At 39.1% G+C, this 22,894-nt stretch carries 23 protein-coding genes and 1 pseudogene; 4 read left to right on the top strand and 20 right to left on the bottom strand.

What is annotated here, in order from left to right; translation table 11 throughout:
- Nucleotides 1-43: 43 nt before the first annotated feature.
- The 14 genes and pseudogenes from H582_RS31280 to H582_RS31265 form a co-directional block, all read right to left on the bottom strand.
- A complete protein-coding gene (locus tag H582_RS31280; protein WP_084137468.1) occupies nt 44-916 on the bottom strand; it encodes a M56 family metallopeptidase in 873 nt (290 codons plus the stop codon).
- Entirely contained in the window at nt 900-1,334 is a 435-nt protein-coding gene (locus H582_RS0120495; protein WP_028600037.1) for a BlaI/MecI/CopY family transcriptional regulator, read from the bottom strand. The genes H582_RS31280 and H582_RS0120495 overlap by 17 nt, the downstream gene beginning before the upstream one ends.
- Nucleotides 1,335-1,404: 70 nt before the next feature.
- A pseudogene (locus H582_RS32975) lies at nt 1,405-2,375 on the bottom strand (transposase); the annotation flags it as partial.
- A gap of 257 nt (nt 2,376-2,632) precedes the next feature.
- The gene (gene qoxD / locus H582_RS30415; protein ID WP_052333489.1) at nt 2,633-2,935 is read right to left on the bottom strand and encodes a cytochrome aa3 quinol oxidase subunit IV; all 303 of its coding nucleotides are present in this window, start codon (nt 2,933-2,935) and stop codon (nt 2,633-2,635) included.
- On the bottom strand, nt 2,935-3,549 hold the full coding sequence (gene qoxC / locus H582_RS30410) for a cytochrome aa3 quinol oxidase subunit III (protein WP_052333488.1): 615 nt from the start codon (nt 3,547-3,549) through the stop codon (nt 2,935-2,937). The genes qoxD and qoxC overlap by 1 nt, the downstream gene beginning before the upstream one ends.
- Before the next feature lie 4 nt (nt 3,550-3,553).
- Nucleotides 3,554-5,515 (bottom strand): cytochrome aa3 quinol oxidase subunit I, encoded by a 1,962-nt coding sequence (gene qoxB / locus H582_RS28685; protein WP_052333487.1) that lies wholly within the window; start codon nt 5,513-5,515, stop codon nt 3,554-3,556.
- A gap of 15 nt (nt 5,516-5,530) precedes the next feature.
- Nucleotides 5,531-6,505: a cytochrome aa3 quinol oxidase subunit II gene (gene qoxA / locus H582_RS30405; protein WP_052333486.1), complete on the bottom strand. Its 975-nt coding sequence runs from the start codon at nt 6,503-6,505 to the stop codon at nt 5,531-5,533.
- A 563-nt stretch (nt 6,506-7,068) separates the two neighbouring features.
- Nucleotides 7,069-7,473, bottom strand: a complete 405-nt coding sequence (locus H582_RS30400) for a disulfide oxidoreductase (RefSeq protein WP_052333485.1) — start codon at nt 7,471-7,473, stop codon at nt 7,069-7,071.
- 21 nt (nt 7,474-7,494) lie between these two features.
- Nucleotides 7,495-8,172, bottom strand: a complete 678-nt coding sequence (locus tag H582_RS30395; RefSeq protein ID WP_052333484.1) for a DsbA family protein — start codon at nt 8,170-8,172, stop codon at nt 7,495-7,497.
- Between the two features lie 88 nt (nt 8,173-8,260).
- Nucleotides 8,261-8,974 carry a response regulator transcription factor gene (locus tag H582_RS30390; protein ID WP_052333483.1) on the bottom strand — a complete coding sequence of 238 codons (714 nt, stop codon included), beginning with the start codon at nt 8,972-8,974 and terminating at the stop codon, nt 8,261-8,263.
- Between the two features lie 173 nt (nt 8,975-9,147).
- Nucleotides 9,148-10,578 (bottom strand): LysM peptidoglycan-binding domain-containing M23 family metallopeptidase, encoded by a 1,431-nt coding sequence (locus tag H582_RS31275; protein ID WP_164820136.1) that lies wholly within the window; start codon nt 10,576-10,578, stop codon nt 9,148-9,150.
- A gap of 169 nt (nt 10,579-10,747) precedes the next feature.
- Nucleotides 10,748-11,113: an ArsR/SmtB family transcription factor gene (locus H582_RS30385; protein WP_052333482.1), complete on the bottom strand. Its 366-nt coding sequence runs from the start codon at nt 11,111-11,113 to the stop codon at nt 10,748-10,750.
- Nucleotides 11,114-11,195: 82 nt separating this feature from the next.
- Entirely contained in the window at nt 11,196-12,275 is a 1,080-nt protein-coding gene (locus H582_RS31270; protein ID WP_084137466.1) for a copper resistance D family protein, read from the bottom strand.
- A gap of 2 nt (nt 12,276-12,277) precedes the next feature.
- On the bottom strand, nt 12,278-12,850 hold the full coding sequence (locus H582_RS31265) for a copper resistance CopC family protein (RefSeq protein WP_127464441.1): 573 nt from the start codon (nt 12,848-12,850) through the stop codon (nt 12,278-12,280).
- 149 nt (nt 12,851-12,999) lie between these two features.
- Between H582_RS31265 and H582_RS31260 the strand changes: the two genes are divergently transcribed.
- The 3 genes from H582_RS31260 (at nt 13,000) to H582_RS0120475 (ending at nt 17,450) form a co-directional block, all read left to right on the top strand.
- Nucleotides 13,000-14,109 carry a copper resistance D family protein gene (locus H582_RS31260; protein ID WP_084137464.1) on the top strand — a complete coding sequence of 370 codons (1,110 nt, stop codon included), beginning with the start codon at nt 13,000-13,002 and terminating at the stop codon, nt 14,107-14,109.
- Nucleotides 14,110-14,129: 20 nt separating this feature from the next.
- Nucleotides 14,130-15,173 carry a flavin-containing monooxygenase gene (locus H582_RS31255; RefSeq protein WP_084137463.1) on the top strand — a complete coding sequence of 348 codons (1,044 nt, stop codon included), beginning with the start codon at nt 14,130-14,132 and terminating at the stop codon, nt 15,171-15,173.
- Between the two features lie 150 nt (nt 15,174-15,323).
- Nucleotides 15,324-17,450, top strand: coding sequence for a heavy metal translocating P-type ATPase (locus H582_RS0120475; RefSeq protein WP_028600034.1), 2,127 nt, complete (start codon nt 15,324-15,326; stop codon nt 17,448-17,450).
- A 51-nt stretch (nt 17,451-17,501) separates the two neighbouring features.
- Here H582_RS0120475 and H582_RS31250 read toward each other — a convergent pair whose 3' ends face one another.
- From H582_RS31250 to H582_RS0120455, 6 genes are all read right to left on the bottom strand, one after another.
- Nucleotides 17,502-17,684, bottom strand: coding sequence for a twin-arginine translocase TatA/TatE family subunit (locus H582_RS31250; protein ID WP_174817683.1), 183 nt, complete (start codon nt 17,682-17,684; stop codon nt 17,502-17,504).
- Between the two features lie 34 nt (nt 17,685-17,718).
- Nucleotides 17,719-18,918, bottom strand: coding sequence for a ZIP family metal transporter (locus tag H582_RS0120470; RefSeq protein WP_028600033.1), 1,200 nt, complete (start codon nt 18,916-18,918; stop codon nt 17,719-17,721).
- Nucleotides 18,919-18,935: 17 nt separating this feature from the next.
- Nucleotides 18,936-19,799, bottom strand: a complete 864-nt coding sequence (locus H582_RS0120465; RefSeq protein ID WP_373864117.1) for a multicopper oxidase domain-containing protein — start codon at nt 19,797-19,799, stop codon at nt 18,936-18,938.
- Nucleotides 19,800-20,760: 961 nt separating this feature from the next.
- The gene (locus H582_RS28675; protein WP_052333481.1) at nt 20,761-21,132 is read right to left on the bottom strand and encodes a helix-turn-helix domain-containing protein; all 372 of its coding nucleotides are present in this window, start codon (nt 21,130-21,132) and stop codon (nt 20,761-20,763) included.
- A gap of 317 nt (nt 21,133-21,449) precedes the next feature.
- Nucleotides 21,450-21,815 (bottom strand): DoxX family protein, encoded by a 366-nt coding sequence (locus H582_RS31245; protein ID WP_084137461.1) that lies wholly within the window; start codon nt 21,813-21,815, stop codon nt 21,450-21,452.
- A gap of 15 nt (nt 21,816-21,830) precedes the next feature.
- Nucleotides 21,831-22,163, bottom strand: a complete 333-nt coding sequence (locus H582_RS0120455) for a hypothetical protein (RefSeq protein ID WP_240479051.1) — start codon at nt 22,161-22,163, stop codon at nt 21,831-21,833.
- Nucleotides 22,164-22,498: 335 nt separating this feature from the next.
- Here H582_RS0120455 and H582_RS31240 point away from each other — a divergent pair, with 335 nt between their 5' ends.
- Nucleotides 22,499-22,894 (top strand): MerR family transcriptional regulator, encoded by a 396-nt coding sequence (locus H582_RS31240; RefSeq protein ID WP_084137460.1) that lies wholly within the window; start codon nt 22,499-22,501, stop codon nt 22,892-22,894.

Genomic DNA, 22,894 nt, shown 5'->3' with positions numbered 1-22,894 from the left:
AATACAACAAGGGGGAAAGTCCTTAGACGAATCCCCGTCCTTATTAATTCAAGCACCTCCCAATTAATAACAAAGACATCGCAATTAATACGACAAAAGATATAATCAAAGTTTTTCGGTTGGTCATTGAAATGCGTATATCACCGGAAGGATCTATAATTTGTTTGATACGATAATTAACGGCTTCATTAGCAAAATGAGTTCCAGCTCCGACAGTTGAATTTGTATTTCTTTTAATCAAGGATAACAATACTTTCCCTATCGGCACCTCAGTGTTCATACAACTAATAGCATATCGATCAGCCAGCACCTCTGTCCAAATAGCGTAATAATGGGTGAGCTCCTTTATGACAGGTACAAAGGCAAGTCCCTTACTTACTATTGTTAAAAGAATCATTTGGAGCGGATGGTACGCCTTACAATGATATAGTTCGTGCAACAGAATGGCTTCAATTTCTTCATCCTGAAATTGATTAAAAACCGCTGTAGATATTAGGATCTTTGGCCTCAATAAACCGTATGACATCGCAACAAAAGCAGATTCTTTAATGACTATGATCTCCATTTGTGTTTGCTGATATCGTTGATTCCAAGACGCAGATAATTTAGCATCGAGGCGGTCTCTAATGTAGCGTTGTAATTTGTTATGAAGTACTAGTTGTACAACAGAATGGTAGAAGACGACAATAAATATATAAACAATGAATCCGTTATATAGTCGCTCCATAATAGCATGATTAGTAACGATATCAAGTATGACGGCGAGTACTAACTGTCTGAAGCTCGGTGTAGTGGGTACATCATTTAATTGGTGGACGACATTGTATCCCATCTGCAACAAGATCCAGCTAACAAGAAGTAAAATAAACGTAAGCGCGGCTTTGGGTTTTAGTGGCATCTCAAGTAGCTTCATCATTTTTATTTATCTCATTAATCCTATTTTCTAGCTTCTGAATCAACTCAGGATCTGCACCATCCAGCGTATCAATAAAATGATTAACAATTACTGAGCCGAAATCCTCAATAAGTCCGTCTGTTACAACTTTTGTCTGTTCGATGATGAATTGCTCTTTACTTTGAACCGGATAAAAGAACGTCAAGCGGTTCCGTCCACCACCCGAGGTTTCCTTGTACAAATGTCCTTTTTCAGCTAGTCGGATTATGACGGTCATGACCGCATTAATAGAAACGGGATTCTCGTTATTAATAATTTCATGAGCCTGCTTAATTGTAAGCTTTTCTTTTTCCCACATGATGTTCATGACTTTGACTTCAAGAGAGCCGAAAAAACGACTTATTCCTTCTTCATGTAAATTTAATTTTTTAATTTTCATGCGCGGATTCTCCTCTCAAGAATCTATTATAACTCATACTATTGTGCTCATCAGATTTAATACTCACCTAGTAGGTTTTGCTTTTTGCTCCTTCGGTATAGCAACCTTCCTTAAGCGGACATCTCTTGCATACCTCTACATCGAAGTGGTAGGTTGCCGTGCTTTCCGAATCGCCATATGGCCGGCCTTGCACACATACATACTCGCGTCCTTGTTGAATAAGAATTCATCTTCTTTTTTCCGTGTCCCTTGCGTGATTAGCGGATTTAGTTTGGCGACCAATTCAATGTCAATGTCGTTGTTGAACTTAATGTTGTCTCTTTCCGAGTAGGTTGTGTCTCCAATGACCGTTTTGACTTCCATGCCAGTTGCCTTGCTTTTTTCAGTGTTTGCAACTGCTTCCCGTCATTCTTCTCGCTAGTCGTGACAATAACCACCGTAATAAGTCGTTTCTCGGTCATAGCAATGTGGATTTTGTATCCGAAAAACGAGGAATCCGCACTCTTGTGGCACACCTTCTAAGATCGGTAGCTGTTCTAGGTCGTCTGCAACCGTTTCTTTCAATAGATTCTATGGTTATTTTATTTTTGGAAGCTCATAGATGCCCTTTCTGCTTCAAGCACTGCAATGAGTTTTTGGCAAAGGGTTTCTGATCCTTCTCCATTGCGATTTCAACCGTTTTGCCCACGAGAGCATGACGAGCAGATTCAAGTCTTTAAGTCGCAACTTCCGGAATTTGGTCAACTAACTGGCGTCAATTACTGATTTTTCCGGCGCCATGTCGAGAAAATACTTAAAGGACATATCGTATTTGGATCGCTCGACGATGTCAACGTCGGATAATTCAAAGATCGACTTCATGAGCAAGTACTTAAACATCTGAATCCGGGCAATCGCATTTTTACCGTTATCCAGACAGTAGCGTTCTTTCAGTTCTTCATACTCAAATGAGAAGTCAACCAACTCATTTAATTGACGCAGCATATTATCCTTAAGAATTACCAAATTATAGATTTCTATATATGGACTTACGGTCAGCATTTATTGTGGTTGAATCATTCGAATCACCCACACCTTATGTCGTCTTAATTATACAGTAAAAAAGGTACAATCTCCTCAATTTATTGAGGGACCGTACCTTTTGACATCAAGGAGACTTTTTTTAGTGGCCTCGTACAGTACAGGAATCATCTTTTGTCGGCTACCTAAATGTTCTATCTCCCTCTTTTTTAAAGTGTCCTTGACAAAGGGTCCAGTTCAGAACGCGCTCTATTGCTATATCTATTATTTCTTATATTTTAATGCATTTGGTTCAATACCCACATACTGCCTACAACAATCACAATTGCAATAAAAGCAGCAGAAATCATCTTACCAATTTGCCAAATTCCGTGTTCTCCTTCCGATACGTGCATAAACATAAATAACTGAATTGCCGCTTGAATAAACGCTAGTGAAAACACAAGAATAACAATCGTTCTATACGTTAAATCTGTACGTATACCTATCCAAACTGCTATAAAAGTTAAAGCAATAGATAGGAGGAAACCAATGACCTGCGACCATGGAAAATGATTGCGATTAACTGTTTTATTTGCCATTATCCCACCATCCCTAATAGGTATACACCTGTAAAGACGAAAATCCATACAAAGTCTAAAAAGTGCCAGTATAAACTGGAGACAAAAACCTTTTTAGCAGTATCTGGTGTTAAACCTCTTTTAAGCACTTGCATTATAATCAATATTATCCACCCAATACCAAGTGATACGTGAAGTCCATGTGTTCCAGTCAGAAGATAAAAAGATGACCAGAAAGCATTTGTGCCCAGAGCAGCACCTTCGTTTACCAAGTGCACAAACTCAGCAACTTCCATATATAGAAATCCTAAACCGAATAATAATGTGATTATCAACCAAATAATCATTGATTTAACGTTGTTTCTTCTCATCTCATTAATCGCCAAACCAGAAGTGAAACTGCTTGTTAATAAAATTAACGTCATAACTATTGTATTATTTAAGTCAAAAACTTCATTGGGAAGCGGACCTCCCACTGTGCCATTTTTAAGGGCAAAATATGCCGCAAATAAAGTAGCAAATAACGAAACTTCCGCGCCTAAGAAAATCCAGAATCCAAATATATTCAGTTTGCCTGTTTCAGACTGATATTCCAAGGGCGTGTTTGTACTTGCACTATTGTTTATATTTGACATAAACTCACGCCTCCTTTTGAAACTTTTGTTCCAATTTTTTTATTTCATCCACACTAACATAATATCCTTCATCTTCTTTATGTGAGCGGAGTGAACGAAGTATCATACAAGCAAGTATACCTATTCCGCTAATTATAGCCATCCACCACAATTCAAACACTAAGCCGAAACCTCCAACAAAGAAGAGAACTGACATAATAAATGGTGTAGATGCGTTGCTAGGCATATGAATCGGTTTATACTCCATGTTTTCTTTCTTTGTTCCTTTGTTCTGCTGTTTTATGTGCCAAAAAGCATCTATTTCTTTAATCTCAGGAAGAACCGCAAAATTATAATGTGGAGGAACCGCTGTTGTGGTTGCCCATTCTAACGTGCGTCCGTTCCACGCATCTCCCGTTGTCTCTCTTTTGGCATTACGCATACTATAATTTACATTGTAAACCAAGATCACAAAACCAATTCCCATACCAACTGCCCCAACGGTGGAAACAACATTTAATGCCGTCCATCCATCTTCCGGAAGGTAAGTATATACACGTCTCGGCATACCTGCAAACCCTAATAAGAACTGTGGCAAGAAGCAGACATTAAATCCAATCGCAAAGAACCAAAACGCCAGCTTTCCAAGTCGTTCGTTCATTTTATGTCCAAACATTTTTGGATACCAGTACACAAAGCCTGCGAAGCAAGCAAATACAACTCCAGCAATTAACGTATAATGGAAATGGGCAACAAGGAAGTAATTGTTATGATATTGAAAGTCCGCTGCTGCCATTCCAAGCATAACACCTGTTACTCCTCCAATGATGAACGTCGGAATAAACGCAAGTGCCCACATCATTGCTGCAGTAAATTGTATTCGGCCCTTGTATAGGGTGCCAAGCCAATTAAAGATTTTTATCCCTGTTGGTATGGCGATTGCCATCGTGGTTATTGAGAATACATTATTTAACGCTGCGCTTCCTCCCATTGTGAAGAAATGGTGAACCCAAACAAGGAAGCTTAAGCCTGAAATAACGACTAGAGAAATAATCATAGATTTATATCCAAATAATGTTTTTCTAGCGAATGTAGCTATTACCTCTGAGAAGATACCGAATGCGGGCAATACAACAATATATACCTCAGGATGTCCCCAAAGCCAGAAAAAGTTTGACCAGAGCATTGGATTACCGCCGTTAGTCAGTGTAAAGAAATGCGTTTCGAATAATCTGTCAAATGTCATTAACCCTAAAGTAACAGTAAGTATTGGAAATGCAAAAACAATAATAAACGATGTAATCAACGTTGTCCAAGTGAACATCGGTATACGCAGTAATGTCATGCCAGGTGCACGCATTTTAATAATCGTTACAATAAAATTAATACCCGTTAAAAGCGTACCAATCCCTGAAACCTGTAAACCTAGTAAATAATAATTTATTCCTGGTCCAGGACTTCCCTCAATTGCTAGTGGAGCATAGTTTGTCCAACCGGCATCGGGTGATCCGCCAAAAACAAAGGAGACGTTAAAAAGGATTGCTCCAAAGAAGAATGACCAGAAACTTAAATTATTTAAAAATGGAAATGCTACATCTCTTGCTCCTATTTGTAAAGGAACAACGACGTTCATCAATCCGAGTAGAAACGGCATAGCCATAAATAAAATCATGATAGTACCGTGTGTTGTGAAAATCTCATTATAATGCTGTGCTGACAAGAATGTATTATTAGGCACTGTTAATTGAGCTCTCATTAACAATGCATCCACACCGCCGCGGAAAAGCATCAATAAGGCAGCAATGATATACATGATTCCAATTCGTTTATGGTCGACAGATGTTATCCACTCTGTCCAAAGCCATTTCCATTTTTTAAAGTAAGTAAGAACAACCACGATTCCAATCACGGTTAATACAATGGAAATATTCGCCCCAAGAATCATTGGATCATTTAGAATTAGATTATCCTTTATAAAATTAAACATCTTGTTCGTCCCTTCTTAATGGTTCGAGTGAGAACCATTATTTGAAACCGTCTCTTCATTTTCGTTATCTTCGTTGCCATCCACTTTTACTTTAATTCCTTTTACTTCAACACCATATTTCTCACGAATGTTCATTGCATATTCGGAATCATTGCCATGATCTACAAATTCCAAATGAGTGGATGAAAACGTCATTTCATCAACTGTTTCAGGCAACATTAATTTTTCATAGGTTTCTTCAACTAATTTTGGCGCGTTTTCTTGCGTTTTTTTCACCCAATCTTGATAACTTGCCTCTTCTAAGGCTACAAAACTAAACAGTTGATGTGCCATACCTGCACCTGTGAAATTAGAGTTCATGCCTTTATATTCTCCTGGCTCATCTGCCTGCAGATATTGATCATTTACCATTCCTGGCATCCCGTATATTTGACCACCTAACTGTGGAACCCAGAAAGAAACCATAGAATCTGCAGCAGTAACTTTAAAGAGAATCGGGTGATCTTCAGGAACGTTTACGTAATTAACGGTTTCAATATTTTCCTTCGGATAACTGAATATCCATTTCCAGTCAGCGGCAGTAGCATAGATAACGATAGGCTCTTTATCAATAGTTGATTTCGGTGGTTCTTTCAATTCATAGAGAGCCTTAGCATTGGGAATCGATAATGCAGTTACAATTAAGATCGGAATGATCGTCCAAATGATTTCCAATTTCGTGCTGCCGTGCATATCCGGTTTATAGTTTTTGTTATTAAAATTTTTGCGATCACGGTATTTTGTCAGCATAAATGCAAACAAAGCAAAAACAATGATTAGGATAGCAAGCATAAAGTAGATTGAAAACATAATCAGATCCTTTTGGATTGCTCCAACTGGTCCTTTAGGATCTAATATAATTAGGTCGCTGCGAACACCTAATGCTGCTATTACAATCAGTGAAATTAAACTTATCATTACGATTAACCATGGTTTAACATTTTTGAACATATTAGTTCAGTTCACCTTCCTTTCTAATTGGGGGAATGCTTTCAGCTCAAAGATTATGCTACTACAATTAAACTAAGTTTTGTAGTCTAATAATACGATGTCATGAGATAGTCAATTTTTGTTCACCAGCCTTACACAAGTCGATCATATCCTGTTCACAAATATGAATACATGCTCATATTTTGAAAAATCAAAAAACGCCTCGTTAGCAAACCGAGACGTCCCGATACTAAATCTGCTATTTATTGTCTACAAGGAATACAACACATACTACAAATAGGAGTAAAGAAATGATTGTTGCAGCAGTCGCACCTAGCATCCAAGAAGCTTTCTGTTTAATGAAAATTGATATGACAATATGAATGAGAAAAGGAACTAGCAAACAATATACTTGTCCAATCTTACTAAACTCAAACAGGATTATCGATAACACCGCTAAACCTAAAGTAATAACTAGTAAAACACTGCTGCAAATGATCGTTTTCTTGTTAAATCCAATCTGACCTGAATGACTATGAAACATATTGACCTCCATAAAGCATTTATATCCCGCACGAAAAGGATTATCTTCTCTTAATAAGCAGAATCAGAGTGATTAAAATAAAACCTGAAAGAGCTAAAAAAGGAATCGTAACAAAACCAAACCAATTAATATATTGAACATTACAAGGTACACCTTGCGTGCATGGTTTAATTGCCGCAAATCCCGGTATTTTTTGTTCCATGTAGTGAAAAGATGAAACAAAAATTCCCATAATGGATAATGGCAATACGTATTTCTTAATCTTATATTCATCGTAAAAAGCTGCAATACCTAAAATCAAACTTAATGGATACATTAAGATGCGTTGATACCAACATAATTCGCACGGGATAAACCCTCTAATTTCACTGAAATAAAGACTACCAAGAGTTGCAACGACAGCTACCATCCATGCCATATACAAGGTGTATTGCCTAATCCCCATTAACCCCTACTCCTCTTCGAGTTATTTCATTTCTTGCTCTATGGCTGCTGTAATTGCAGCATAATCAAACGGATTAGCAATCACAATATTATTAATCATAATCGTTGGGGTTTGTTTAATATTAAACTGCCTTACTAATTCTTGGTCTAGATCAACTGATCCTTGTATCTCATTCGATTTTAAGCTCTGCTGAAATTGTTCTAAATCCATTGCTGGAATAGAATTCTTTGCCACCTCTAACAATTTTCCTTCTGTTATCCAAAGCCCATCATGGTTAACTTCTGGTTGCTCATCGAATAATGCTTTATGAAAAGTCCAAAAGTCTTCTGGATTACTCTTAAATATGGCTTCTCCAGCTAAAGCACCTAATTTTGATTCCTCACCATGGAACAAAACATTAGTATACGAAAATTTCGCTTTTCCTGAATCAATGTAATCTCTTTTTAGCAGAGGCCATACTTGCTCACCCCACGCCTTGCAGGATGGACATTTGTAATCACCAAACTCAACAATTGAAACTTTGGCATCTTCCTTACCCATTACAGGCTGTGAAGCCGTTGACGGGGCTTCTGCTGTCGTCTGATTCACATTATCCTTCTTATTTGTAGCTTGATTAATAGCGAATAAGGCCACAAATAACACGATAACAACCAAAGTATAAAGGACTAAACTACGCGATTTCTTACTTTTCTTGTTCATTTTCCACCTCAATCAACTATTTAATAGACGCACTCAAAAGATTAACACATGAGCAATTAATCATTCAACATACAAAAAAATCTGTCACTTAGCTGCTAAACTTCAAGATATACCCAACACCCCAAATCGTCTTGATCATTGATGCTGCCTCTGGAGAAACTTTATTTAACTTATCTCGAATACGTTTAATATTCATGTCAACTGTTCGTGCATCAATGCCTTTCTCATTATTCCAAATTACCTTTATTAATTCGTCCCTAGAGAATATTTTATCTGAACTACTGGCCAGGTAGTATAACAAATCATATTCTTTTCGAGTGAGGTAAACTTCTTGGCCTGCTGCTCTTATTCGATGGGCGTCCCATTCAATGACTAAATGAGGAAGTACCAAGTTGTTCGTATTTTTTTCTATTCTTAAATATGAGTTTGACGCTGCTCGCCGTAATAAAGCTTTAACACGGTGTGTCATTTCAAGTGGACTATATGGTTTGAGAATATAATCGTCAACTCCTGCCTGAAATCCTTTCAAACGACTTTCCTCATCTCCTTCCGCAGTTACCATAATGACAGGCGTAGATTTTATCTGTCTCAAAAGGCTGCATACCTCTATACCAGATATTCCGCTAAGGGTTAATTCAAGAATAACCAGGTCATAGTTTTTTTGAAGTGCTAATGGCAGACCAGTTTCACCATCTTCAGCTTCCTCTACAAAACAACGTTCCTTCTCCAAATACCTTCTTATCACACTTCTAGATCGTTTATCACCGTCGATAACTAGAATATGTTTGCTCTCAGAACTCATGGTTTACTTCCTTTCGCAAGAACACTTCTTTAGACTACAAACAATAGTTTAATCCCAAATACGAAAGTTCATTTCAATCAAACGTGCACTCAATGATAGCATATCCTGTCTCATCCCTATTACAAAAATAAGAGAACCCTTTCAAATGGGATCTCTTATTTTTCATTTTATAGCTAATCTAGAAACTTCAAAGGATTAAGCTGCGTGCTACCTTTACGAATTTCAAAGTGAAGATGGACACCTGTCGATTGGCCAGTCGTTCCCATAATGCCAAGCAGATCACCTTTCTCTAATAAGTCTCCTTTTTTAACTTTGATTTTGCTTAGATGAGCATAAACTGTTTTATAACCATTTCGATGATCGATAATAACATGATTGCCAAAGCTTGAGTTATAATCTGCCGTTATAACTTTCCCATTATCTGATGCGTAGATGTCCCGATTTGAAGAGACAGTATCCGTACCTGCGTGCAGCCTTCCCCACCTTTTTCCAAATCCGCTTGTTATGGTAGGTCCTGTTATTGGCCAAGCAAATGCCCCAGTACCCACTCCTTTAATGACTTTAGAGCCTTGAGTCACCTTTTTAGGTACCGCCTTGTCCAAAGTCTCTTCTTTTAACACTTTTTCTTCCACAAGATCACCATTCACCTTGGTCATGAGGTAGGTTATTTTCTTTTTCCCTGCTTTACCGGGATTCGTAACTTTCGAAACACCAACACGCATCGTTTTATCGTAAGTAATCTCAACCCCACCCGAAATGCTGACGGTTTCGGAATATTCTTCTTCCGTTTTCACTGACAGCTTAGGCTGCCTTACCGTGAGGTCTAGCTCATCTCCGATGTTAATGAAATCATTAATAATCCATGGATTATTTGTATAAATAGCCTCTTGCGAAATATTAAATTTTTGTGCAATACAGGAGACACAGTCTCCTTCTTTCACCACATACGTAATGGGCTTAAGATCAGTACCCTTTAATCGTTTGACAATATCTGCTTCCGAGATAAAATCAGATGGATCAGAAACAATGGTCTCTAACTTGACTGGCTCAACGAAACCGATCGATTTTAAAGTAGGTTGACTGCTTATATCGTTTTTATCTTGATTTTCTTCGCCATTATAGCTAAGTGCTTGAACCTTTAAATCCTTTTTCGCTGACGCTACAGATTGTTGTAATTCGTTTAAAATCTTGTCTGCTGTCTCCCGGTCCTTTACTATCCCCATTACTTTGCCATTAACGATTACTTGTATACCGCGACCTTGCACGACAAACGATTTTTGTAGTGAACTTCTCACTGCTTCATCTGCAGCTTTTGCATTTAAACGCTTTATTTCTACTATGGAAAAATCGTTTTCGTTAGTTTCAAACTGTATATCAGGATACTCGGAAGAAAACTTCGCATATTCATTTTGGAACCACTGCTTTACGATCTCCGGATTTGAAGCCTCACCAATTGTAGTACCTTTATATGATACCTGATAAACGGTCTTTATTTGTGAAGCCAAGACAAATCCACTACAAATTAATACCAGCATAGCAAGTGTGACCAGAGTTACAATTTTTTTCGGTCTTTTCAAATTCATTCTAACATTGCTTGGTGACATTGCAGCCTCCTTTTCTTTCATACACAGACTAAAATCATAAATTACCTTAACATATGAATAACTATTCATCAATAAATAAGCTCATTCATCGAGCTAATTTAATGATTCTCAGATATATTTTAGACACAAAAAAAGAGTATCCGTATTTACATACAGTTACTCTTTCTACTTAAGCATGCTCCAAATGTTTTAAGGTTTGAATAAAAATCTCTTTTACATGATCATCATCGATGGAATAATAAACGGTCTTTCCTTCTTTACGACGTTTGACCATTCTTACATTACGCAAATAACGGAGTTGATGAGACACTGCCGACTGAGCCATGCTTAATACTACACACAAATCATGAACACATAACTCACTACTAAGTAAAGCATGTATCATTTTCACCCTTGTAGGATCACCTAGAGCTTTAAACAACTCAGCCAAATCGACAGCCGTTTGTTCATGGAGCCTGGCTTGCATCAAGGCATTAAGATTAATTTCGGTTCCTAAACAAGTATCATCGCATTGATCTTCCACTACTCGATCCATCTCTCTTCGCCACCGCCTTCATATTCGTATCCTCTATTATATCAGAAAGATTACGTTTAAAGCAGTCTAGATAAATGAGAGCTTAAATCGACGACATGAGACCATAATACACAAGGATTGAACTTACTAAAGCCCATAAAAGGGTTTGTGCTACATTGCGACGCTTAGCACTAATGACTGCGGTCCCTATTGTAATCATAGTAGCAAATAAGAAGGAAGCACTTAACCAACCGAAAGATAAAGTTAAATCTTTCTGCTTATCTAACATACCCCCTGTAAACCATAGATACAATGGAGACGCAGGCGATTCATTCAATGTTTCTGAAACATCATGCGGTGCAGGTTGCTGATTCATAAAGCCGGTGACTGAAAAGATAAGCACTAGAATAACACTTTCGACCTTAGCCCAAGGCTGAGGATTAAACGTTATATCCATTTGTAACTTCCTTTTCACCCAAAACCCATTAATAATGGCGAAAAGTATTAACGGTATAATTAAAACGTGCTTCACGAGCAGGGCTTGTCCGTAAGAGAGTTTCCATGCATTCACATATTCTGGAGCTACACCGATGGTCAAGACGAATCCTGATGCAGCGATTACAGTCATACATAGTATAGCCGTTGGATGAAACCAGCTTAAGAAACCATTCCAATGCTCCGTTCTGCGATTCTGCCAGCCTGCTATAAGTAATGGGCCAACCCACAAAGAAACAGCCATCAAATGCAGCGTTTGAGCCAGTATTCCCCATGTGCCGTACCAGGAAGCCACATGGCTAGACCAACCCTGCGCTACAATGAGGAGGGAAAGAATGAATAAAATTACCTTCAATCCTCCGGTTCCCTTTACACGACCATTAAGCATGATAACACCAGCTAAGATAAGAGATAACGTTAAAGTAAATAAGAAAGCTCTTCCTTCTGTGAAATCAAGGATTACTTTCCGGAAGGTTAAACCCCATCCAATGTCTTCTGCGAAGAACGAGACTATTCTTAATATAGGAAAAAATGAAAACAGACCTATTCCGAGTGCGGCAACTGCTACAACTTTATGCGATAGTTGAGTAACCGGTCGATAACTCTCCGGAACAAGATTTAAAAGGACATAACCACTTACAATCGCAAAACATAGATAAAGAAAAGGCTCCGCAGCCCAATACCACATCGCTATTTCTTCCTCCTCTTACCAAAAATAATGAAGATCAATGCTACCATGACCACGCCAGCCACGATCCAAAACCCAGCTTGATTACGATCTTGTCCTGTAGCACTGTGGTCAACCTCATTCTCCTCTGCGTTAACTGGCTGAGGAGAATGAATAGGCTCTGTAGGTGTAAGGGTCGGAGGCTGCTCTTGAGATGATTCTGAGGTTTCAACAGGCACAGCGATAGTGAAATTAAAGTCGCCTTGAATGGGATGTCCATCTCGGCCAACAATTTTCCATTCAACTGTATAGACACCATTCGGAATACTTTCATCAAATGTTCCGATAATTCGATTTTCTACGATTTCTGTAGTGCCAATCTTAAGTTCATTTCCGTCTTCCATTTTCATTTTAAATGAACTTAAAGGCTCCACTTCCGTATTAAATTCCATTACAATTTCCTTGGTTTCTTTTAATACTGTTGCATTAGCTTCCGGTGACGAATTTTGAAGCTTCGTGTGCGCAAATGTGAATTGTGGAAACACGATAAGCAGCAATAAAAATGATAAGAAAGACATGATATATACACGTCGCAAGAATATCCCCTCCTAATTTATTGTTCATCTGTGAAACGTGTTTATTATATCAAAAGAAAAAGGTAAAAAACTTTGTATGTATCACGAAATTTCGAACAATTGTCATATGAGCATACATTCAATTGTTTTCATTTATGATATGATTTCACTTGGATCTAACCATCGAATTGGAGCTGGTGAATTTGTACATTTACTTCTTTGAAACTCTTCTTTATTTGTCCTTTGCCTTTACTGGTGGTTATATATTACTTCTGTTTATTCCAGATCACTCAAAACCTGCCGTTAAAAACCCGTTCGACTTATTTCAATATGCTATTTTAGGAATTCCGTTATTCTCATTTATATCCATTATACGAACTACCATCATCCTTCGAGATTTTGCGCAAGATATGTCTTTCCTTCAAGTTTTACTTATTGTATTAAAAGATTACTCCTACGGAAACGCTTGGATCTGGAACCTGATCATCTGTACCGGGATGTATATGATAACAGTCTTGTGTGATTTTCATCAAAAATGGACAAAGTGGGCATTGGCTTTCACTTGGATAGGTAGTATTCTTGCACATGGGTGGGCCAGTCACCCAACAGGTTTCTCTGCAACATGGGGATTACTTTCCCAATCCATTCATGTCGCTGCCGTTTCAATCTGGTTGGGAACGCTTATTGTGGTTGCGTGGTTTACGACAGGCGCCATGAATTGGAAAGCTTTTACTCGTTGGTTTACACCACTATCGATAAGCAGTATTGTGCTTATTATCGTAGCTGGGTTGGTTATGATGTCATTAATTGTTGACGGATATATCAGTTCCTGGGGAATTAATTACGGAGAGGCTCTCCTACTAAAACATCTCGTTTTCCTGCCCCTCCTTCTTCTTGGCTTTATGAATGGTTTCCTTACGAAGTTAACGAACAATGGCACCAAGGAACGAAAGCTAAAGTGGTGGCTTCGTATGGAAACGTTTATTGCCCTTGCTGTCCTTATGATTACAGCCTATATGGGTGTACAAGAACCTCCACATGAAGACGAGTTTGAACAACCATCACCTTCTTTATTATTTAAATTTCTGCATGGTAATGTACAGGACTTAGCTCTTCAATGGAATTGGAATGTTTCTCATTTAATCATGATGGTATTAGGACTCATTGCTCTGTCCCTGCTGAATCCATTTTACAAAAAAGATAAACGCGGCTTATTTGCTACTTTTGCGATTATAGGCGTTATACTTCCATTCCTTGGTTTACTATTATCTGTGAAGTAGAGGAGAGGTTTCTCATTACAATGACTACGAATGTGCTCGTCATCGGGGGAGGACAAGCTGGTTTAGCAGCAGGATATTACTTAACCCTTGCAGGAATTGACTTTATTATTGTCGACGGGAGTTCACGCGTTGGTGATTCATGGAGAAATCGTTATGATTCCCTCTTATTATTTACGCCAAAAGGATATAGTGAACTTCCCGGTTTATCCTTTCCTGGGAAGAAGGAGCAGCTCCCAAACAAGAACGAGACAGCCGATTACTTGGAGACATATGCATCAAACTTCCAGTTACCCCTTCATCTCAATACAAGTGTTATTAGCCTAAACAAAAGTAATGGGTTATTTTATATAACAACAAACAAAGAAGACTATATAGCACGCCATGTCATTATTGCTACAGGTCCCTTTCATAAAGAGGCGATACCCGATATTGCATCTAAAATCTCAACAGACGTTAAACAGATCCACTCCGCCAGTTACAAAAATCCAGAGCAGCTTTCCGAAGGAGATACTTTAGTCGTTGGAGCCGGCAATTCAGGGACACAGATTGCCGTAGAAATATCAAAACATCGGAAAGTCTATTTATCATCTGGACATCGTCCGTTATTACTCCCTCTTCATATTGGAGGTAAAAATATTTTTTACTGGTTTGATAAACTCGGTATTTTAAAGGCAACAGCTCACTCTTTTATAGGTAAGAAAATTCAATCACGGCCTGACCCAATCTTTGGTTTTGAATTAAAAAAACGGATAAAAGCTTCAGCTATTACTTTAGTTCCGAGAACAATTGATGCGAAAAATAAAAGCATTATTTTTTCAGACGGCAGTCAGAGGGAATTCACCAATATTATTTGGAGTACAGGTTTTAAACCGGATTATAAGTGGTTGGAACTATCCCATGTCATTAATGAACGTGGTGCCATCAAACACGAACGTGGTATAACCCCAGAAAGCGGATTATATATCGTTGGCATGCCTTGGCAGCATCGTAGAACCTCTGCACTGATTGGCGGAGTTGGCTTAGATGCTCAACATGTTGTAAATGAGATTATTCGGGATCATTGAATTTAAACCATCGGACTGTTTCTGAGGAATAACAGTCCGGTGGTTTTCATTTTTCTACGACTAATTGGAGAGAATAAGTTTGACATAAATCTTGGTATCGCATATCATATGAGCAAGTATTCATATATTACTTTGAAAGAAGGATGTCTTATGAATGAATATCGGATAAAGGGGCTTTCTTGTAGTGGTTGCGCCCAAAGAATTGAGGAAGAGATTCAACAATTAGAACATGGCGAAGATGCCAAACTAAGTTATAACTCTGGAATATTAACGGTAAATCCACAAGTCTCAATGACTGATGTCAAAAAGATTTTGAAATCAGACAATGCTTACATTGAGAAGAACTCGGAAACGAATACTGGGCACGACCATAGTGACCATGATCATGATGGACATGATCATAGCCATACAGAAGGCAATGCGAAAATGCTTAAAATGCTTGTTACATCTGGTGTTATTTATGTAGCCGCCTTACTGTTAGATGGTGTCCTCGACAAACAAGCAGTGATTCTTTTGTATTTAGTCGCCACGATTATTAGCGGTTACACAACTTTTTTTAGAGGATTAAAAAACTTATTCAAATTAAAATTTAATATTGATACTTTAATGACCATAGCGTTAGTGGGAGCTGTATCCATTGGTGAATGGAAAGAGGCTACACTCGTTGCCATTCTGTTTGGACTAAATGAGTTGCTCGAAGGCTATGGTATGGAAAAAGCTCGCCGTTCCATGGAAGCTTTACTGCAAGTTGCTCCAAAGGAAGCCTTAAAGATGGAGAATGGCGAAGAAATCATCGTTCCGATTTCCTCTCTTCAAGTCGGTGATTTGGTAAAGATAAAACCTGGTGAAAAAATCCCTTCGGACGGTATTGTCTCAGAAGGTAAGAGTTCGGTGAATGAGGCTGCCATTACAGGCGAATCACTTCCGGTTGAGAAAGAATCCGGAGAGCCCGTTTACGGTGGAAGCATTAACAATGAAGGGCTTCTGCTCGTTCGTATAGATAAAGCGTATAAAGATTCTTCCTTAGCAAAAATTCTCCATCTTGTTCAAGAAGCACAAGAAACGAAAACACCAACTGAGCTGTTTATTAATAAGTTCGCCAAGTACTATACACCGCTCATTATGATTGTCGCAGCTCTTGTCATGTTAATACCTCCTCTTCTCTTTCAAGGAAATTGGATGACATGGCTTTATCAAGGTTTATCTGTATTAATTGTTGGTTGTCCTTGCGCTCTGATTCTTTCCTCACCTATTGCGATTGTTTCGGGAATTACCAGAAACGCACGTAATGGTGTGCTGGTCAAAGGCGGTGTGTTCCTGGAGCAGCTCGGTAAGATCGATACGCTTGCCTTTGATAAAACAGGGACATTGACTAAAGGTGAACCACATGTGGCTCAATTGGAGGTCTATGACGAAGAACGATTCTTCCTTGTTGCCGGAGCAATCGAAAAATCATCTTCTCACCCGCTGGCGAAAGCGATTATGAAAGAAATTGACAGTAGGAACATCGTCGCTTCTGAACCGGATGAAATTCAAACGATTACTGGTCGAGGGATTAAAGCGAAAGTGAACGGTCAAACGTACTGGCTCGGCAATGAAAAAAGCATCGAGCACATAATTATCCCTGACTCCATACAAACCCGCGTAGAACAATTAAAAGAAGAAGGTCTTACCCTCGTACTGTTAGCAGACGAGCAACAAGTAATTGGCATGTTCGGAATTGCTGACGAAATACGAGAAGAAAGTCGCTCTGTTATTGAGTCATTACACAAACTAGGAATTAAAAGAACGATCATGTTAACAGGCGATCATCAGAAGACAGCAGAGAAAGTGGCTTCAGCAGTCGGAGTCTCCGAATTTTATGGAAATCTGCTTCCGGAAGACAAAGTAAAACGAATTAAAGAACTCTCCGCGAATCATCATGTCGCTATGATTGGTGATGGTATTAATGACGCTCCCGCCCTCGCTTCTGCGCAGCTAGGCATTGCGATGGGCAAAGGAACGGATAGTGCCGTCGAGACTGCAGACATCGTCTTGATGCAGGATCATCTAGGGAAACTTCCGGAAGCCGTTTCGATTGCCAAAAAGGTAAATCGTATTATTCGTTTCAACATTATCGTTTCACTCGGGCTAAAAGTAATTGCTCTTTTGCTCACCATTCCCGGATGGCTCACATTATGGATTGCCATCCTCTCTGATATGGGAGCTACCATATTTGTTACGCTCGTTAGTTTAACCATATTAATTGAAAGAAAAAAGCATCTTGGTAAACAATAACGTGAATAAGCAAAAAGCCGTTAGAGGTATTCTAACGGCTTTTTGCTTTCCTTATTCTTTTTGTTCCTTTGCCTGCTCCTGCTTTTCATCTACATCAATTAATCCTTTTGTTCCTCTTTTGAACTCCGACAATGTCGTGCCGATAGCTCTCCCTAACTGAGGTAATTTTGATGGCCCGAAAAGTAGCAATCCCAAAATGACAAGCAATACAACTCCTGCAACACCTATGTTCATAGGCAAATGACTCTCCCCCTATACTCGCAATGAATTAGAAGTTAACCAAAAGGGCTGTCATATACATTAACAAGACTCCCAACGTTAGACTGCCAAAATTAAGCCATGAAACTGAAGGAGTACCGTCAGCGTTGGCATCTCTTAAGATCATTTTGAAAATGACATAGATGACTTGAACAATGGCACCTGCACCAATACCGAAAAATAATGCTGCCAAAGTCTGATTAAACACAAATCCGCCGATCCAAGTTCCTATAATGGCTGGCGCTCCGCCGAGAACAGCTAATGCAAGGAATGTCTTTAATGTTGGCTTTGCTTTCAGCAGCGGCGCAGCAATGCCAATACCCTCTGTAATATTATGAAGCGTGAAACCAATAATGAGAAATGTACCAAGTGCGGCCTCACCTGAAGCAAAAGCTGCACCTATCGCGAGACCTTCTCCGAGGTTATGCAGACCGATTCCCCCTGCTATCTTGAAGGATACCCGCTTACCATTATCATCAGTATTCACTGTTTTCTTCGAATTCGTCTGATCAAGTGCAAGCAGAAATAAAAAGCTGAGTACAGCTCCGAACCAAACGAGACCCGTTCCTTGGAAGACGCCAGGCGCTTCCGCACCAAGCTCTAGCCCTTCTTGAATAGTATCAACGGCAAGGAAGAAAAGCAGACCAACTGTAAATGCCATAACCGCTTGAATGCCTTTTGAAGAAAAACGACGCATGAAAGGAAACCATAGTAACCCCAGACCAACTGGAACTACGCCTACATAAAAACCAATGAGTGAATATTGCAAAAATCGATTGGTATCAGCAGCCGGCGTTTTCATTGCAGCAGGTACATCACCAATAAAAATTAATCCGTTTGTGGTAATAAGCTTAATTTCATGTGGGTCTCCCTCTACCCATGGATAAGGGATGCTAACCGTAGAGCTTTCAAATCGCTCAATAGTTGAACTAGGTGAATAGGAAGCGTTCCAAAACGAGCCATCTACCACAACTTGCGCAACGGTCAGTTCCGCCGGCCCAGAATTGAGAATTCGAACTTCAAATCCATCATCAGTAAGAATGATGCGTTCAATATTCAACACTTCAATTGGAGCTGCCTGCTGTTCTTTAACACCTGTACCCCATGTACCGATAAAAGCAATCATAACTGCCAGCAGCAGAAGCGGCAGTATACCAAGTAACCAAACGACTGTCCTATTTAACTTCTTATTTACACTATCGGTCTGCACATCGTATTCCTCCTCTTTTATCCGACTTCAAAGAACCCCATCCAGCCGAGCTCCGTGAACTCACTCTGATGAGCATGGAACATATATTTTCCCGGAGCAGGAAACGTTACTTCAATGATGCCTCTCTCCCCTTGGCATTGCATAATCGTATCCGTATATTGTGGTCTCGCATCCGGATCGGCTCCAGTCGCATAATAGTGAAAAAAATTCGCGTGCAAATGAAATGAGTTAATGGGGTCGAATTCTGTTAAATTACTTAAATAGATACGAACCAGCTCTCCCGTTTTCACTTTAATGGGTCTCGATTGGTAAGCAAATGCGTAGCCATTAACGGTATAAACCTCGTTCTCACCATCTAAATCCAAATCAAAGCCATTCATCACCATGCTTAGTTCTTTTGCCGGTTTCCTTGGTTTCTTAGGGTCGATGATGAAGTGACCATAGAGACCTTTGTGAATATGTCTAGCCAGCGGTGGTACATGACAGTGATAAGGTTGCAGTCCTGCTGGTTTTGCTTCGAATTCATATATGAATTCCCCACCTGTCGGAACTGGTTCCAATCCATCCATATTCGTTGGATGAATACCGTGTAAATGAATGGAATGAGGATGAGCCGAACCGTTCCCAAACTTAATTCGTACGATATCTCCTTCCGTGCAACGCAATGTTGGTCCAGGAATCGTACCATTGAATGTCCATCCAGGGAATTTGATGCCTTTCGCTATCTCCACCTCAGTATCCCATGCCTGAATTTCGTATTCTCTAATGGTCCTGCCATCCGAAGACTTACTTACAACCCCATAATCGAAAGCTGTTAACGCCTTGATAGCTGCTTCTAGTCCCGGAGTTGAATCTATTCCAGGATCATAGCCATGTGCCATCCCCTGTTTCATCTGATCCTTGAGCGAATGGTGCATTTTTTCATTTCCCATTGCATTAGCAGCCGTTCCGAATAATGCAGTTGTATTTAAAAAACTACTTCCCAGAACACCCAGTATCCCAGCTGCCCCAACTTTAAGTATGCTTCTCCTTGAAAATTGTCGATTTGGATCAAGTGCCATTAACTATTCACCTCCATGTTAATATAAGGAAATTATTTTGCCTTGATGCAAAATAATTTATAAAAAAATTTTATTTTACCAAGGGACAAAAAGTTGACTGAAGGAAACTTTTATCCTGAATAGAATATATGATACCATAGGCTCTTTGTAAAGCATTTTTTATAATAACTTGTCCTGATTTTTTATTTGAGTTTGTGTATCCCAGTAGCACTGTGTTTGTAGCATATTTATAATTACAGTTAATCTAATTTCACTTTACATTTTGCAATTTTTCACTAGTACCCATAGCTTCCTTTTTAATCCACTTTTCTTTTCGGGGCATATAATTGATTTTCAGAGAACCAAGTATTTGATTTCTAGTTCTTTGCTTCTCCCTCCTACTGAAAGTGTCATTTGTAAGTCTAATAAATTAAAAAACCATCGCTCTGAGTAAGTAATTCGATCCACGTCCTTACACACTCTGAAAACTAAAAAAACCAGTAAGATCAGGACTCCTGATCTTACCGGTTAATTAATATGTCTCAACTAGACATCTTAAAAACTTCATTCGTCATAAAAAACAAATAAGGGTGTTCTGTTGTAAATTTATTTCTTGAATTTAGCTTTTACAAGTACTATTACTCCACCAATAAAAATCCCAACAATTGCCCACGCTGCAATAAATAATATCGAATCCATGATGTACGCTCCTTAGTTGTTACTTAGTGAATAAAATCAAGACTTTCATACACATGATGTTCCCCACCGGTACCAAAGTAAAGATTATCCACCTTATTTTGCATCATTTACTACCCTCTTTTTCTTCTATTATATCATTTACCTTATTATAACGATTTAGTTTCAATTGGATAATATCAAGAATTTCCTCCTGGTCAACTAAGTTTAATTTTCTAAATTGTAAAATTAGTTCACTCTCGGTTTTACCAAACCTGTTTTTATCGTCATTATGTTGTTCTACTCCAAATAACAGCCAATAAATATCTGTATTGAACTTATTATAAATTTGCATTATTGTGTCTAACGCAGGTTTATATTTATCCTGTTCCAATTCACTTAATGTTCCTTGTGAGACCCCGATTATATTAGAAAAATCGACCTGATTATGCCCATATATTTTTCTTATCCGTTTGATTCTTTCACCGATCGTAGACATTCCGACAACCTCCTTAAGATACGAAGAAATCCCGATGACATCATTGCATCATCGGGACTAACTTGACGGTTCTACACTTTTTTATTAATAGACACTTTGCTGCTTTTAATCAGTGTTCGGTGAAAGTATTAGACTGGAGTTGTTGATTTAGCGGGGGGGGGGGGGGGGTTGAATTGAAGAATCGTCAGCTTTTGAAAAATAAGTTTTAGACTGAACCATTAATATAAAGCAGCGCGGCAGACCAAGACTTGATAAATAAAGTCTTAGACTGCCACTGCAGTCATTCAACTAACGTTTTCCGTTAGTTGAATACACTACTAAACCTTAAGTTTACGACTTGGTGGACGTAGTGCCCAAGATACTATAATCAGTACAAGAAATATTAATGGTGATGCAATCTGAACTGGGCTGTCCCCTGCGTAGGCATGAGATGCTGAAGCGGCGATAAGGTCAATGACAAAGCCCGCATATGCCCATTCTTTCAGGCGTGGAAAGCGTGGTATAACGATTGCGATAGAACCCAGGATTCTTCCAATCCCCAAAAACGTTAAAATGTAGATAGAGTACCCAAGATGCTTCATTTCCTCTATTTGGTGCTCTCCCCGCATGATGAAAAGAATGCCGCCGATAAATAAAAGTCCTGTAGCTAATATGGTGCTTATCCAGTATGCGGTTGGTTTCATTGTTTCTCCTGTGACTTACCAATTATGATGTTTATTTGATTTAATATCGCTCCTCAAGAATGCCTTTGCTTCTTCATTTCCTGTTAGCTGAAGCAAAACTGACTCGTCTGTGTTTCTTGCAATGACCGTAAACGTTAGAAATGGGCAGCATTTGCGCTCCATGCTTACCCATTCATTGATAAGCCGCAGCGTTTCCGCGTCCCCTGGGAAGCCATATTTGTACCCGTTTTCAAGCTCTGTGATGCCGAGCCTTCTTGTTTCAAGCTCTCCCCAAATGCTCTTATACTCCACGCGCTGTTCAGTCGTAAAAACGCTGTGAAAGCAAGCCACTGGTATTTCCTTTTCCATATTTTATTATGCTCCTTTCGTTTTACAGGAATTGCAGCCGCATCCTGTCGTCATGCAAGCTGATCCGTTTGCTTTTCGTCTTTGATAAATCACGATGCCTGCTATTACGAATAGAAGCGCAATACCCGTAATGACAAATGGATTTGAAAAGAAGGAGGATACCCCTAAAACAGCTAGACCTCCAATCAGCGGCAACATGCAGCACAAAGCGCAAGCCCCTAATAGTCCAAGACCGGCGAGCCAACTCCCTTTTTTCATTTACATCACCTTCCAAGTATAGTTATAATACTAATCATAAAACTTAAAGCTAACTTTAAGTCAAGGGGGTTATTGTTATGGCTGGACTGAGTATTGGTCAGCTCGCGGCAAAGGCAGAGATTAATGCGTCGACGCTGCGTTATTATGAGTCCATTGGGCTTCTTCCTCCCCCAGAACGCAAAAATGGTCAACGCCGATACGACGAGGGACTTTTAGATCGCATTAATTTTATTAAAGTCGCACAGCAAACGGGATTTAGCATTCAGGAAATTGCGATTTTGCTAGAAGGATTTGAACCAGGCGATTCATTATCGGATCGGTGGGAGCAGATGGCAAGGCAAAAACGCTCCGAACTCGAAGAGCGAAAAAGACAGCTAAATTCGATGATACAGATCCTAGACAGCGGCTTGAGCTGCAAATGCCTTACTTGGTCGGAATGCAAGGATAAAATAGAAAACGAAGGCTCGTGTTAG

It is taken from the genome of Paenibacillus pasadenensis DSM 19293 (assembly GCF_000422485.1).
GTDB lineage: Bacteria > Bacillota > Bacilli > Paenibacillales > Paenibacillaceae > Paenibacillus_O > Paenibacillus_O pasadenensis.
This window is presented reverse-complemented; position numbering and strand designations above follow the sequence as displayed.